General features: G+C 69.3%; 10 protein-coding genes. All 10 read left to right on the plus strand.

Going from position 1 to position 15746, the window contains the following annotated elements:
- Nucleotides 1–1125, plus strand: coding sequence for an MCE family protein (locus ACFPYL_RS04650; protein ID WP_379150881.1), 1125 nt, complete (start codon nt 1–3; stop codon nt 1123–1125).
- Nucleotides 1122–2552, plus strand: coding sequence for an MCE family protein (locus tag ACFPYL_RS04655; RefSeq protein ID WP_379150884.1), 1431 nt, complete (start codon nt 1122–1124; stop codon nt 2550–2552). The genes ACFPYL_RS04650 and ACFPYL_RS04655 overlap by 4 nt, the downstream gene beginning before the upstream one ends.
- Nucleotides 2549–3835: an MCE family protein gene (locus tag ACFPYL_RS04660; protein ID WP_379150887.1), complete on the plus strand. Its 1287-nt coding sequence runs from the start codon at nt 2549–2551 to the stop codon at nt 3833–3835. The genes ACFPYL_RS04655 and ACFPYL_RS04660 overlap by 4 nt, the downstream gene beginning before the upstream one ends.
- Nucleotides 3832–4428, plus strand: coding sequence for a hypothetical protein (locus ACFPYL_RS04665; RefSeq protein ID WP_379150890.1), 597 nt, complete (start codon nt 3832–3834; stop codon nt 4426–4428). The genes ACFPYL_RS04660 and ACFPYL_RS04665 overlap by 4 nt, the downstream gene beginning before the upstream one ends.
- Nucleotides 4425–5195 (plus strand): J domain-containing protein, encoded by a 771-nt coding sequence (locus tag ACFPYL_RS04670; protein ID WP_379150893.1) that lies wholly within the window; start codon nt 4425–4427, stop codon nt 5193–5195. The genes ACFPYL_RS04665 and ACFPYL_RS04670 overlap by 4 nt, the downstream gene beginning before the upstream one ends.
- Nucleotides 5196–5407: 212 nt before the next feature.
- A complete protein-coding gene (rpoB, locus tag ACFPYL_RS04675; RefSeq protein ID WP_379150896.1) occupies nt 5408–8896 on the plus strand; it encodes a DNA-directed RNA polymerase subunit beta in 3489 nt (1162 codons plus the stop codon).
- A gap of 81 nt (nt 8897–8977) precedes the next feature.
- Complete coding sequence (locus ACFPYL_RS04680; RefSeq protein ID WP_379150899.1) at nt 8978–12862, plus strand: DNA-directed RNA polymerase subunit beta'; 3885 nt, start codon at nt 8978–8980, stop codon at nt 12860–12862.
- Nucleotides 12863–12952: 90 nt separating this feature from the next.
- Nucleotides 12953–13447 (plus strand): DUF4232 domain-containing protein, encoded by a 495-nt coding sequence (locus ACFPYL_RS04685; protein ID WP_379150902.1) that lies wholly within the window; start codon nt 12953–12955, stop codon nt 13445–13447.
- Nucleotides 13448–13461: 14 nt separating this feature from the next.
- On the plus strand, nt 13462–14496 hold the full coding sequence (locus ACFPYL_RS04690) for a hypothetical protein (RefSeq protein ID WP_379150905.1): 1035 nt from the start codon (nt 13462–13464) through the stop codon (nt 14494–14496).
- Nucleotides 14497–14508: 12 nt separating this feature from the next.
- Nucleotides 14509–15744: a geranylgeranyl reductase family protein gene (locus ACFPYL_RS04695; RefSeq protein ID WP_379150908.1), complete on the plus strand. Its 1236-nt coding sequence runs from the start codon at nt 14509–14511 to the stop codon at nt 15742–15744.
- Nucleotides 15745–15746 lie beyond the last annotated feature (2 nt).

Raw genomic sequence — 15746 nt, forward strand, 5'->3', positions numbered from 1 at the left:
ATGGCGATGCTCAAGCGGGCCGTCGTCCCCGCCGTGCTCGTGCTGCTGCTGGTCGCGGCGGCGTTCACGATGTTCCGCGGTGACGACTCCAAGACGCTGACCGCCCACTTCCCCAGGACGATCTCGATCTACGAGGGCAGCGACGTCCGGGTGCTCGGGGTCCCGGTCGGCACCGTCGACAAGGTCACGCCCTCCGGCACCGACGTCGTCGTGACCATGCACTACGACGCGGACGTCCAAGTCCCCGACGACGCGAAGGCCGTGATCATCGCGCCGTCGGTCGTCGGCGACCGCTACGTCCAGCTCACGCCGGTGTACGACGGGGGCAAGGTGCTCGCCGACGGCGCGACCCTCTCCGAGGACCGGACCGCGGTCCCGCTCGAGCTCGACCAGATCTACACGAGCATCGACGACCTGACCGTCGCTCTCGGACCGACCGGTGCCAACAAGGAGGGCGCGCTCACCGACCTCCTCGAGACCACCGCCGCCAACTTCGGCGGCCAGGGCGCGAAGTTCAACACCACCATCAAGGACTTCAGCAAGCTCAGCGCCACCCTCGACGACAACAAGGAAGAGCTCTTCGGCTCGGCCCGCAAGCTCGAGGGCTTCATCGGCACGCTGGCCACCAACGACACGACGGTCCGCAAGTTCAACGACTCGCTGTCCGACGTGTCCACGATGCTGTCCGGCGAGCGCGACGAGCTGTCCGCGGCGCTGCGCAACCTCGCGACCGCCCTGGGCGAGGTGTCGAGCTTCGTCAAGGAGAACCGTGACGCGCTGGGCCGCAACATCTCGGGCCTCAACCGGGTCTCGAAGGTCCTGGTCAAGAGGCGCTCGGAGCTCGACCAGATCCTCGACTCGGCGCCGCTCGCGCTCAACAACCTGGCCCTCACCTACAACCCCGAGGCCGGCACCCTCGACACCAACGCCAACCTCGGCGAGGTCGTCAACCAGGTCACCGGCGACCCGTCGTCGTTCCTGTGCGGCATCGTCGGCCAGGCCGACAGCTCCGGCGCGCTGTGCAACCTCGTGAAGCAGGCGCTGGGCCGCTCGGCCCCCAACGGGAAGACGTCGGGCGACAAGTTCGACGCCACGCTCGGCGGACTCGTGGAGGCGAAGCGATGACCCGGCCCCGCACGGTCCTGCGCGCCCTGGTCGGCGCCCTGGTCGGCGTCCTGCTGCTCACCGGCTGCGACCTCGACGTCTACAAGCTCCCGCTCCCCGGCGGCACCGACGTCGGCGACGACGCCATCACGGTCTCCGCGGACTTCCGCGACGTCCTCGACCTGGTGCCGAAGACGACGGTCAAGGTCAACGACGTCAGCGTCGGGCAGGTGACCGACATCAAGCTCGAGGACGGGCACGCCGTCGTCACGATGGACCTGCGCAAGGACGTCGACCTGCCGGCGAACGCGATCGCCGAGATCCGGCAGACCAGCCTGCTCGGCGAGAAGTTCGTGTCCCTGAGCCCGCCGACGGACGTCGCCCCCCAGGGCACGCTCGCCGACGGCGCCGAGCTCTCGCTCGACCAGACCGGACGCAACCCGGAGGTCGAGGAGGTGCTGGGCGCGCTGAGCCTGGTCCTCAACGGCGGCGGCGTCGCCCAGCTGAAGACGATCGCGACCGAGGTCAACAAGGCACTCGACGGGCGCGAGGGCGCGACCCGCTCCGTGCTCGACCAGATCCGCATCTTCATGACGCAGCTCGACGACAACAAGGACGACATCGTCACGGCGATCGACTCGGTGAACCGCCTCTCCAAGTCGGTCCGCGACCAGCAGGGCTCGATCGACGCGGCACTCGAGGAGCTGCCGAGCGCGCTCACCTCGCTCGACAAGCAGCGCGGCGACCTGGTGAAGATGCTGCGCTCGCTCGACCAGCTCAGCGCGGTCGGCGTCCGCGTCATCGACGCCTCCAAGGCCGGCACCATCGAGTCGCTGCGCCAGCTCAACCCGGTGCTGACCGAGCTGGCCAACTCCGGTGACGCGTTCGTGAAGTCCTTCAACGTCTTCCTGACCTACCCGTTCGTCGACGAGGTCGTGGGTCGCGACCCGCAGGTGGCTCGCAACCTGCACATGGGCGACTACACCAACCTGTCGATCCAGCTCGACGTCGACCTGTCCGGCGGCATCACCGGCGTCCCGACAAAGCTCCCGACGCTGCTGCCCGGCGACCTCGAGCCGACCAAGGTCGTCGACCTGCTGACGCGCTGCCTAGCCAGCGGCGACCTGACCAGCCGTCCGTGCAAGCGCCTGATGAGCACCCTCCAGGGCCTCACCGAGCTGCGCGAGGCCTGCCTCAAGCCGGCCAACCGCGACGCGGTCGTCTGCCAGGCGCTGGCCCAGGTGCCGGGCCTGCCCGCGGTGCCCGGACTGCCGCTGTCGCAGCCCTCCGGGGCCCCGTCCATCCCGATCCTCGGTGACCTGCTCGGCCTCGGCCGGGCACCGGTCGGCGCGACCCGGTCACGCGGCCCGACGATGGGCCAGCTCAGCCGCGCGTTCGACCCCGCCCTTGTCCAGCTCCTCGTCCCGGGGATGGTGAGCACCCGATGATCACCCGTCGCACCCGACTCCAGCTGCTCGTCTTCGTGGCGATCACCCTGCTCGGCGTGAGCTACGTCGGCGCCCGCTACGCCCGCCTCGACCGGGTGTTCTTCGACGACCACTACACGGTCGTGGCGCACCTCGAACGCTCCGGCGGCATCTACGAGGGCGGCGAGGTGTCCTACCGCGGCGTCCAGGTCGGCAGCGTCGGCAAGCTGGTGCTCACCGACGACGGCGTCGACGCCTACCTCGACATCGACAACGCCGACGACGACATCCCGGCCGACACCCTCGCGGTCGTCGGCAACCGCTCGGCCGTCGGTGAGCAGTACGTCGAGCTCCAGCCGCGCACCGACAAGGCGCCGTACCTCGGGGAGAACTCGGAGATCGCGATGGCGGACACCCGCACCCCGATCGCGACCGAGAAGTTCCTGGGCGACATCTCGGACACCGTCGAGTCCGTCGACAAGCAATCGCTGGCCACGACCGTCGACGAGCTCGGGCAGGCGTTCGCCGGCACCGGCGCCGACCTGCAGCGGATCATCGACACCGGCAACTCGTTCATCAACGAGGCGGACGCCAACTTCGAGACCACCACCGCCCTGATCCGCGACAGCAACACGGTGCTCCAGACGCAGTCCGACAAGGCCAGCGCGATCCGCACCTTCGCCCAGCAGCTCAGCCTCTTCACGGGGTCGCTGGCCGGCTCCGACAAGGACCTGCGCGAGGTGATCGACCAGGGCTCGGCGACGGCCAACCAGCTGCGGACCTTCCTCGAGGAGAACCGCGTCGACCTCGCCGAGCTGCTCAACAACCTGGTCACCACCGGCGACGTGATCGTGAAGCACCTGCCCGGCATCGAGCAGATCCTGGTGATCTACCCGTACGTCGTCGAGGGCGGCTTCACCGTCGTCTCGAAGTCCCCCGACACCGGCCTCTACGACGCGCACTTCGGCCTCATCCTGACCACCAACCCGGTCTGCCACCGCGGCTACGAGAGCACCGACACCCGCCCGCCGCAGGACGGCAGCAACCGGCCGATGAACACCAAGGCCGGCTGCACGGAGCCCGCCTCGCAGAGCAACCCGCGAGGCGTCCAGAACCTGAAGCGCGCCGGCGCGGCGTACCGCCCGCCGACCGTCGCCTCCTACGACCCCGACAGCGGCCGGCTCCGCTGGGGCGACCGCGTGGCCGCGGCCAGCTCGCAGCCCGGCACGCTCGCCCCGAAGAGCTTCGGAGAGGACACGTGGAAATGGCTATTTCTCCAGCCGTTGACCGAGAGCCAGAAGTGACCGCCGCCGAGCCGGTCACCGAGGAGCCGACGGGTGCGCCCAACGGGCGCTTCCGCCTGGTCCTGCTCGGCGTGCTCGTGCTCGCCCTGCTCGCCTCCGCCGGAGTCCTGGTCTGGCTGCTCGCGCAGCGCCAGGGCGATGCCGGGGGAGCGCAGTCCGAGCGCGACGCGGTGCTCCGGCAGACCGAGCAGTTCGTGCTCCGCCTGAACACCTACGGTCCTGACGACCTCGACGCGCAGGGGCACCTGCCGGGCTACCAGAAGCAGGTGGCCGCGGTCATCACCCCGAAGTTCGCCGCCGACTTCGAGAAGTCCGGGCTCCCGATCGCCGAGCAGACGGTCGCCCAGGCCGGCTACGCCCGCGCGGTGAAGGTCCTGGGAACCGGCGTCGAGTCCGTCGACGCCGACTCCGCCAAGGTCATCGTCGCGGCGACGTTCACGGGCAGCTACCCGGACCCCCAGCACCCCAAGGACGCCGCCAAGCGGGTCGACTCGGACGCCGACGTGCTCCGGTGGGAGGTCGACCTGGTCCGCTCCGGTGACGAGTGGCTGGTCGACGACTACGCCCCGGTCAAGACGGAGGACGGCCAGTGAACACCCCCAGCTGGTACGACCTCCTCGGCGTCGCCCCCGACGCCCCGGCCGACGAGGTGCGAGCCGCCTGGCGCGCCGCGATCGCCGACCTGGACCCGACCGACCGTCGCTTCGGCCCGCTCAACCGGGCCGCCGAGGTGCTGCTCGACCCCGAGCGTCGCGCGGCGTACGACGCCGAGCTGGCGGCTGTCGAGCCCGAGCCCGCCCCGGAGCCGGAACCCGAGCCGGAACCCGGGCCCGCGCCGGAGCGGGAGCTGGTGGCCGCGGGCGGTCCCGCCCGCGAGCGACGTGTCGTCCCCGGCTGGCTCCTCGTCGGTGTTGCCGTCCTCACGCTGCTGGTCGCCGGCAGTGCCGCCGTGGTCGCCGCGACCGTCCCCTCGGACCGGTCCGTCGACCAGGCCTCGACCGCAGCGCGCTCGGCCGCCGAGCGCGCGATCGTGCCGATCCTGTCCTACGACGCGGCCCACCTGGACGACTCGAAGGCGGCCGCCGAGGGCTACCTGACCGGCAGCTACCGCAAGGAGTACGACAAGCTCTTCGACGGCGTGATCGCCGCGAACGCCCCGTCGACCGGCACCAAGGTCGACGCGCGGCTGGTCAGCTCCGGGGTCGTGCGCGCCGACGACGACCGCGTCCAGGTCTTCCTGCTGGTCGACCAGACCCGCACCAACAAGGCCGAGAAGCAGCCGGTCGTCTACAAGAACTGGGTCACCGTGACGATGGAGAACGTCGACGGCGACTGGCTGGTGTCCGGCCTCGACACCTGAGCAACGGCGGCGGTGCTTGACCTGACCGCCCCGGGAGTTCATGATCGACGCCAACGCCGCTCCGGTGATCTGAGACCGGGGTTTGTGGCGGCTGCGCGCGTGCGGTAGCCTGTTCCTTTGCGTCCGCTCTCAAATGCGCTCCAGCCTGCCCGGTGGCTGGTTCTGTGGTGGGCCGACGCCGATCTCACAGCGTAACCGTCGAAGGACACCTCTTGGCCGCGCGCACCACTTCCGGTAACTCCCGCCGCATCTCTTTCGCAAAGATCTCCGAACCACTCGAAGTTCCACAGCTTCTCTCCCTCCAGACCGACAGTTTCGACTGGCTGGTCGGCAACGAGGCCTGGCAGGACGTCGTCCAGCGCCGCCTCGACGCGGGTGAGGACGTCTCCCAGAAGTCCGGTCTGACCGAGATCTTCGAGGAGATCTCGCCGATCGAGGACTTCTCCGAGACCATGTCGCTCTCGTTCGAGAACCCGGTCTTTTACGACCCGAAGTACACGGTCGACGAGTGCAAGGAGAAGGACTTCACCTACTCCGCACCGCTCTACGTGTCTGCGGAGTTCACCAACAACGACACCGGTGAGATCAAGGGCCAGACGGTCTTCATGGGCGACTTCCCGCTCATGACGCCCAAGGGCACCTTCGTCATCAACGGCACCGAGCGTGTGGTCGTCTCGCAGCTCGTCCGGTCCCCGGGCGTCTACTTCGAGCGCACCGCCGACAAGACGTCCGACAAGGACATCTACACCGCGAAGCTGATCCCGTCGCGTGGCGCCTGGCTCGAGTTCGAGATCGACAAGCGCGACCTCGTCGGCGTCCGCCTGGACCGCAAGCGCAAGCAGAACGTCACGGTGCTCCTCAAGGCCCTCGGCCTGACCATCGAGGACATCCGTCGCGAGTTCGCGGACCCCAACAGCACCGACGGCCGTGCCTACGAGTCGATCGAGTTGACCCTGGAGAAGGACCACACCCAGGGCGAGGACGACGCACTGCTCGACATCTACCGCAAGCTGCGTCCCGGCGAGCCGCCGACGCGTGAGGCCGCGCAGACGCTGCTGAACAACTACTACTTCAACCCGAAGCGCTACGACCTCGCGAAGGTCGGCCGCTACAAGGTCAACAAGAAGCTGGGCCTCGTCGAGGCGTTCGACCAGCAGACGCTGACCGTGTCCGACATCGTCGCCGCGATCCGCTACATCGTCGCGCTGCACGACGGCCAGACCGAGGTCGAGGCGCCCCAGGGTGCCCTCGAGATCGCCGCGGACGACATCGACCACTTCGGCAACCGGCGCATGCGCACGGTCGGCGAGCTGATCCAGAACCAGCTCCGCACGGGCCTGGCCCGCATGGAGCGGGTGGTCCGCGAGCGGATGACGACCCAGGACGTCGAGGCCATCACGCCGCAGTCCCTCATCAACATCCGTCCGGTGGTCGCTGCGCTGAAGGAGTTCTTCGGCACCTCGCAGCTCTCGCAGTTCATGGACCAGACGAACCCGATCGCGGGCCTGACGCACAAGCGTCGTCTCTCGGCCCTCGGCCCGGGTGGTCTGTCCCGTGACCGCGCCGGCATGGAGGTCCGTGACGTCCACCCGTCGCACTACGGCCGGATGTGCCCGATCGAGACCCCGGAAGGCCCGAACATCGGCCTGATCGGCTCGCTGGCGTCGTACGGACGGATCAACCCGTTCGGCTTCGTCGAGACGCCGTACCGCAAGGTCGAGAAGGGCCGCGTCACCGACAAGATCGACTACCTCACCGCCGACGACGAGGACAAGTACGTCATCGCCCAGGCGAACGCTGTCATCGACGACAAGGGCCGCTTCCAGGAGGAGCGCGTCCTGGTCCGTCAGCGTGACGGTGAGGTCTCCGAGGTCCTGGCCGACGAGGTCGACTACATGGACGTCTCGCCGCGCCAGATGGTGTCGGTCGCGACCGCCCTGATCCCGTTCCTCGAGCACGACGACGCCAACCGCGCGCTCATGGGTGCCAACATGCAGCGCCAGGCCGTGCCGCTCATCACGAGCGACTCGCCCCTGGTCGGCACCGGCATCGAGTACCGCGCCGCGGTGGACGCCGGCGACGTGGTCGTCGCGACCAACGCGGGTGTCGTCAAGGAGGTGTCCGCGGAGCTCGTCGAGACGATGAACGACGACGGCACCTACTCGACCTACAAGCTGGCCAAGTTCAAGCGCTCCAACCAGGGCACCTGCATCAACCAGCGTCCCCTGGTCTCCGAGGGTGACCGCGTCGAGGTCGGCTCGCCGATCGCCGACGGTCCGTGCACCGACGACGCGGAGATGGCGCTCGGCACCAACCTGCTGGTGGCGTTCATGCCGTGGCAGGGCCACAACTACGAGGACGCGATCATCCTCAGCCAGCGCCTGGTGCAGGAGGACATCCTCACCTCGATCCACATCGAGGAGCACGAGGTCGACGCCCGCGACACCAAGCTCGGCCCCGAGGAGATCACCCGGGACATCCCGAACGTCTCCGAGGAGATGCTGGCCGACCTCGACGAGCGCGGCATCATCCGCATCGGCGCCGAGGTGCAGACCGGTGACGTCCTGGTCGGCAAGGTCACGCCCAAGGGCGAGACCGAGCTGACCCCGGAGGAGCGGCTGCTCCGCGCGATCTTCGGTGAGAAGGCGCGCGAGGTCCGCGACACCTCGATGAAGGTGCCGCACGGTGAGTCCGGCACGGTCATCGGCGTCCGCGTCTTCGACCGCGAGGAGGGCGACGAGCTGCCGCCGGGCGTGAACCAGCTGGTCCGCGTCTACGTCGCGCAGAAGCGCAAGATCTCCGTGGGTGACAAGCTCGCCGGCCGTCACGGCAACAAGGGCGTCATCGCGAAGATCCTGCCGATCGAGGACATGCCGTTCATGGAGGACGGCACCCCGGTCGACGTGATCCTCAACCCGCTGGGTGTCCCGCGACGGATGAACATCGGTCAGATCCTCGAGCTCCACCTCGGCTGGCTCGCCAAGCAGGGCTGGGACCTGGACCTGCACGACGGTCCGAAGGACGAGGACTGGAAGAAGCGCCTGATCAAGATCCACGCGGACAAGGCCGCGCCGAACTCCCGGGTCGCGACCCCGGTGTTCGACGGCGCCCGCGAGGACGAGATCACCGGCCTGCTCGGGGCGACCAACCCCAACCGGGACGGCGTCCGGATGATCGACGCGACCGGCAAGGCGGACCTGTTCGACGGCCGCTCCGGCGAGCCGTTCCCGGACCCGGTGTCGGTCGGCTACATGTACATCCTGAAGCTGCACCACCTCGTGGACGACAAGATCCACGCGCGCAGCACCGGCCCCTACTCGATGATCACGCAGCAGCCCCTGGGCGGTAAGGCCCAGTTCGGCGGCCAGCGGTTCGGCGAGATGGAGGTCTGGGCGATGGAGGCGTACGGCGCCGCCTACGCCCTGCAGGAGCTGCTCACGATCAAGTCCGATGACGTGCCTGGTCGCGTCAAGGTCTACGAGGCCATCGTGAAGGGCGAGAACATCCCCGACTCCGGCATCCCCGAGTCGTTCAAGGTTCTCGTCAAGGAGATGCAGTCGCTCTGCCTCAACGTGGAGGTGCTGTCCCAGGACGGCACGGCCATCGAGATGCGCGACGCGGAGGAGGACGTCTTCCGCGCCGCCGAGGAGCTCGGCATCGACCTGTCCCGTCGCGAGCCCAGCTCGGTCGAAGAGGTGTGAGTCGCGGGGCCGGCTCCGGCCGGCCCCGCCTCCGCCCCCCTCAACTCAGATTTCTAGAACTACCGAAGGGTTGCAGCCACCGTGCTCGACGTGAACTTCTTCGACCAGCTTCGGATCGGCCTGGCCACCGCGGACGACATCCGCACGTGGAGCCACGGCGAGGTCAAGAAGCCGGAGACGATCAACTACCGCACGCTCAAGCCCGAGCGTGACGGTCTCTTCTGCGAGAAGATCTTCGGTCCCACCCGGGACTGGGAGTGCTACTGCGGCAAGTACAAGCGCGTGCGCTTCAAGGGCATCATCTGCGAGCGGTGTGGCGTCGAGGTCACCCGGTCGAAGGTGCGTCGTGAGCGGATGGGCCACATCGAGCTCGCCGCCCCCGTCACCCACATCTGGTACTTCAAGGGTGTGCCGAGCCGCCTCGGCTACTTGCTGGACCTCGCCCCGAAGGACCTCGAGAAGGTCATCTACTTCGCGGCGTACATGATCACCTCGGTCGACGAGGACGCGCGCCACAAGGACCTGTCCTCCCTGGAGGGCAAGGTCGGGCTCGAGCGCGAGCGCCTCGAGAAGCGCCGCGACTCCGCCGTCGAGGACCGCGCGAAGAAGCTCGAGGAGGACCTCGCCGCCCTGGAGGCGGAGGGTGCCAAGGCCGACCAGCGCCGCAAGGTCAAGGACGGCGCCGAGCGCGAGATGAAGCAGCTCCGGGACCGTGCCCAGCGCGAGATCGACCGCCTCAACGAGGTGTGGGACACGTTCAAGAGCCTCAAGGTCCAGGACCTCATGGGCGACGAGATGCTCTACCGCGAGATGAAGAACTGGTTCGGCAAGTACTTCGAGGGCTACATGGGCGCCACGGCGATCCAGAAGCGCCTCCAGGACTTCGACACCGAGGCCGAGGTCGAGTCGCTGCGCGAGACCATCGCCACCGGCAAGGGCCAGCGCAAGGTCCGCGCCCTCAAGCGGCTCAAGGTCGTGGACGCGTTCCGCAAGACCGGCAACAAGCCGCAGGGCATGGTCCTGGACGCCGTCCCGGTCATCCCGCCGGACCTGCGCCCGATGGTGCAGCTCGACGGTGGCCGCTTCGCGACCTCCGACCTGAACGACCTCTACCGCCGCGTCATCAACCGGAACAACCGCCTCAAGCGGCTCCTGGACCTCGGCGCGCCGGAGATCATCGTCAACAACGAGAAGCGGATGCTCCAGGAGGCCGTCGACTCGCTGTTCGACAACGGCCGTCGCGGTCGCCCGGTCACCGGTCCCGGTAACCGCCCGCTCAAGTCGCTGTCCGACATGCTCAAGGGCAAGCAGGGTCGCTTCCGCCAGAACCTGCTCGGCAAGCGCGTGGACTACTCGGGCCGTTCGGTCATCGTGTCGGGTCCGCAGCTGAAGCTGCACCAGTGCGGTCTGCCCAAGCAGATGGCGCTCGAGCTCTTCAAGCCGTTCGTGATGAAGCGCCTCGTCGACCTGTCGCACGCGCAGAACATCAAGTCCGCCAAGCGGATGGTCGAGCGGGCCACCTCCGGTGCCCGGTACGCCGTGGTGTGGGACGTCCTCGAAGAGGTCATCACCGAGCACCCGGTGCTGCTCAACCGTGCGCCCACGCTGCACCGCCTCGGCATCCAGGCCTTCGAGCCCCAGCTGATCGAGGGCAAGGCCATCCAGATCCACCCGCTCGTCTGCTCGGCGTTCAACGCCGACTTCGACGGTGACCAGATGGCGGTGCACCTGCCGCTGTCGGCCGAGGCGCAGGCCGAGGCCCGGATCCTGATGCTGTCGACCAACAACATCCTGAAGCCGTCGGACGGCCGTCCGGTGACCATGCCGACCCAGGACATGATCATCGGCCTGTTCTTCCTGACGACCGAGCGCCCGAACCAGCCCGGTGAGGGTCGCGCGTTCTCCAACCAGGCCGAGGCGATCATGGCCTTCGACCGCGGTGAGATCACCCTGCAGAGCCCGATCAAGATCCGCTTCAACGACGTCGTCCCGCCGCTGGAGACGGGCGACGAGGTCGAGCCGGGTCAGACGATCACGCTCGACACCACGCTGGGCCGCGCGATCTTCAACGAGACCCTGCCTGCCGACTACCCGTACGTGAACTACGAGGTCGGCAAGAAGGCCCTCGGCGCGATCGTCAACGACCTGGCCGAGCGCTACACCAAGGTCGAGGTCGCCGCCTCGCTCGACGCCCTGAAGGACACCGGCTTCCGCTGGGCCACCTTCTCGGGTGTCACCGTCTCCATCGACGACGTCACGACGCCGCCGGAGAAGGTGCAGATCCTGTCGGGCTTCGAGGCCCAGGCAGCGAAGGTCCAGACCCAGTTCGAGCGTGGTCTGGTCACCGACGAGGAGCGCCGCCAGGAGCTCATCGAGATCTGGACCCAGGCGGCCAACGAGGTCGGCAAGGCGATGGAGACGACGTTCGACCGCGCCAACCCGATCTACATGATGGTCGAGTCGGGTGCCTCTGGAAACATGAACCAGATCCGGCAGGTCGCGGCCATGCGTGGCCTCGTGGCCAACCCGAAGGGCGAGATCATCCCGCGCCCGATCAAGTCCAACTTCCGTGAGGGCCTGACCGTCCTCGAGTACTTCATCGCGACGCACGGTGCCCGCAAGGGTCTGGCGGACACCGCTCTGCGGACCGCCGACTCGGGCTACCTGACCCGTCGTCTGGTGGACGTCTCGCAGGACGTGATCATCCGCGAGGACGACTGTGGTACCGAGCGCGGTCTGCCCAAGCGGATCGGCGAGAAGCTCGAGGACGGCAGCGTGGTCAAGGCGGAGAACGCCGAGACCGCGGCGTACGCCCGCTCGGCGGCCACCGAGGTCACCCACCCGACGACCGGCGAGGTCCTCGCCGCCGCCGGTGAGGACCTGGGCGACGTCAAGATCGGCGAGCTGATCGCGGCCGGCATCGAGGAGGTCAAGGTCCGCTCCGTGCTGACCTGTGACGCCAAGACCGGCACCTGCGCGAAGTGCTACGGCCGCTCGCTGGCCACCGGCAAGCTCGTCGACATCGGCGAGGCCGTCGGCATCATCGCGGCCCAGTCGATCGGTGAGCCCGGCACGCAGCTGACCATGCGCACCTTCCACACCGGTGGTGTGGCTTCGGCGGACGACATCACGCAGGGTCTGCCCCGCGTGGTCGAGCTCTTCGAGGCCCGGTCGCCCAAGGGTCGTTCGCCGATCGCCGAGGCCGCCGGCCGCGTGGAGATCGACGAGACCGACAAGACCCGGAAGATCCTGATCACGCCGGACGACGGCTCCGAGGTCCAGGAGTACCCGGTCTCGAAGCGGTCGCGCCTGCTGGTCGCGGACGGTCAGCACATCGAGGTCGGCCAGATGCTCACCGTCGGTACCCCCGACCCGCAGGACGTCCTGCGGATCCTGGGTGTCCGCCGGGCGCAGGAGCACCTGGTGGACGAGGTCCAGGCCGTGTACCGCAGCCAGGGTGTGTCGATCCACGACAAGCACATCGAGATCATCGTCCGGCAGATGCTGCGCCGGGTCACGGTGATCGAGTCCGGCGAGACCCACCTGCTCCCGTCCGACCTCGTCGACCGGGGTCGCTTCGAGGAGGAGAACCGTCGGGTCGTCTCCGAGGGCGGCAAGCCGGCCTCGGGTCGTCCGGTGCTCATGGGCATCACCAAGGCCTCGCTGGCGACCGAGTCGTGGCTCTCGGCGGCCTCCTTCCAGGAGACCACCCGCGTCCTCACCGACGCGGCGATCCACGGCCGCTCGGACTCGCTGCGCGGTCTGAAGGAGAACGTGATCATCGGCAAGCTGATCCCGGCGGGTACCGGCCTCGAGCGGTACCGCAACATCCGGGTGGAGCCCACCGAGGAGGCCCGCGCCGCGGCGTACTCCGTCACGGGTTACGACTCCTACGACTACGAGTTCGGCAGTGGCGGCCAGGCCGTCGCCCTGGACGACTTCGACTTCGGTTCGTACCAGAACTGATCCGGTCGTACGAAGGCCCCATCACCCTCGGGTGGTGGGGCCTTCGGCATTTCCCGGCAACTCGGTCGCGCGTCCGGGCGTCCCACTGACATGACCAAGCTGCTGATGATCCTCCTGCTGTCCACCGGGCCGCTGACCGTCGTGGGCGGTCCTGCCCAGGCAGCGGCACCGGAGTGCACGAATGCCAAGCTGGTGGCGTCGTACCGCAGCACCGATGGCGGGATGAGCCACGAGTACGGCCGGATCGTGCTGCGCAACGTGTCGGACGCGGCGTGCTCGATCCGGGGGTACGGCGGGCTGTCGTACGTCGGGGGAGGCGACGGTACCCAGGTCGGCGCCGCGGCCACGCGGACCGCCGGTCCGGTGCGCCGCATCGTGGTGCGCCCCGGCCAGCGAGTGGTGAGCGAGGTGGCGGCGACCGACGTCGCGCCGTACCCGAGGCGCCGCTGCCGCCCGGAGCACGTGGACGGGTTCTGGGTCTACCTGCCGGACGAGACGCGCGCACAGTTCGTGGCGCACCCGACCACGGGATGCCGCAACCACCGGGTGCACCTGCTCGCGCACCGGGCCTACGTCCGCCCATGAACTAGCCTCGACGGATGACTCGGGTCCTCCTCGCCGTCGTCCTGGCCGTCACCGTGCTCGGCGCCGCGCCGCCGTCGTACGCCGCCGGGCGGGGTGTGCAGCCGGTGCCGGTCCCGAAGGACGGGCGCGCCGTCGACACCTCGCACCCGGACCACGTCGTCGGCCGTGGGACCGCTCGGAGCTGCACGTCGGCAGCGGTGGTGCGGGCGGTGCGGGCCGGCGGGGTCATCACGTTCGACTGCGGTCCGGACCCCGTGACCATCCGGATGACGAGGACCGCGAAGGTCCTCAACGAGTCGCGCCGTGTGGTGATCGACGGCGGCGGCCTGGTGACCCTGGACGGGGGCGGGAAGCGCCGCATCCTCTACCAGGACACCTGCGACCGCCGGCAGCACTGGACCACGTCGCACTGCGACGACCAGCCCTTCCCACAGCTGGTGGTGCAGCACCTGACGCTCGCGCACGGGAACGCGACCGGGCAGCACGAGGAGGGCGGCGGTGGTGGCGCGATCCTCGCCCGGGGTGGCCGGCTGAAGATCGTGGACTCCCGCTTCCTCGGCAACAGTTGCGACCGCCGTGGCCCCGACCTCGGCGGCGCGGCGGTGCGGGTGTTCGACCAGCACCGCGACCAGCCGGTGTACGTCGTGGGCAGCGAGTTCCGCGGCGGCCGGTGCAGCAACGGTGCGGCCCTGAGCAGCATCCGGGTGTCGTGGCGGGTGCTGAACAGCACCTTCGTCGGCAACCGCGCGATCGGCCACGGGGCCAACCCGGCTCGCTCCGGGACGCCCGGCGGCGGCAGCGGCGGAGCGATCTACCTCGACGGCAACCGCTTCACGCTCGACCTCGGCGGCACGCTGATCCGCAGCAACGTCGCCAACGAGGGCGGGGGAGCGGTGTTCTTCGTGAGCAACGACCGGACCGGCACGATGCGGGTCCGGCACTCCACCCTGGAGCGCAACGTCAGTCGGGGCTTCGAGACCCAGGGACTGCCCGGCATCTTCTTCCTCGGCGCGCGGCGACCCAGCGTGACCGACTCGGTCGTGCGCTGAGACAATCGGAGGATGAGCACTCCGACCGAGACCGACGTCCTCGTCGTGGGCGCCGGCCCGGCGGGGTCGGCGGCCGCCGCGTGGGCTGCTCGCTCCGGTGCGGACGTGGTGCTCGCGGACGCCGCGGTCTTTCCGCGGGACAAGACCTGCGGTGACGGCCTGACCCCGCGGGCGATCGGCGAGCTCCAGCGGCTGGGCCTCGAGGACTGGCTCCGCGCGCACACGGTCAACCAAGGTCTGCGCGCCCACGGCTTCGGCCAGACGCTGCTGCTGCCCTGGCCCGGGGGCACCCTCCCCGACTGGGGATCGGCCGTCGCCCGCACCGAGCTCGACGACCACCTGCGCACCACCGCGATCAAGTCCGGGGCGACCGCCGTCGATGGGCACCGCGCCGTCGACGTACGACGCGACGGCGACCGGGTGTCGGCCGTCGTGTTCAAGACGGACGCCGGTCCGGTCGAGATCGCCTGCCGTCGGCTCGTCGTCGCCGACGGCGTACGGTCCCCGCTCGGCAAGGTGCTCGGCCGCGAGTGGCACCGGGAGACCGTCTACGGCGTGGCCGGCCGGTCGTACGTCGCCTCCGGGATGTCGGACGACCCGTGGATCAGCTCGCACCTGGAGCTGCGTGGCCAGGACGGGGCGATCCTCAGCGGCTACGGCTGGATCTTCCCGCTCGGCACCGGCGAGGTGAACCTCGGCGTCGGCACGCTCGCGACCGCGAAGCGCCCGACCGACCTGGCCGTGAAGCCGTTGATGGCGCACTACGCGGGCCAGCTGCGCGAGGAGTTCCAGCTCGGCGACGAGCTGCGGATGCCCACCTCGGCACTGCTGCCGATGGGCGGCGCGGTCTCGCACGTCGCCGGTCGCAACTGGGCGCTGATCGGGGATGCCGCCGCGTGCGTGAACCCGCTCAACGGCGAAGGCATCGACTACGGGCTCGAGACCGGGCGGCTGGTCGCCGAGATGCTCGACGAGCAGGACGACCTGACCCGGGCCTGGCCGGCCTTGCTGACCGAGCACTACGGCGAGTCGTTCTCCATCGCCCGACGGCTCGCCGGCCTCGTCACCGTGCCCCGCGTGCTGCCGGCGCTGGGTCCGGTCGGGATGCGGTCCGACTGGCTGATGACGCTGGCGCTGCGCTGGATGGGCAACCTCGTCACCGACGAGGACCGCGACCGCGCCGCGCGGGTCTGGCGCTGGGCCGGTCGCCGCTCGCTCGCCCGCGACCATCGGCCGCCCTTCTCGTGAGC

Source organism: Nocardioides hankookensis, from assembly GCF_042658885.1.
Classification (GTDB): Bacteria; Actinomycetota; Actinomycetes; order Propionibacteriales; family Nocardioidaceae; genus Nocardioides; species Nocardioides hankookensis.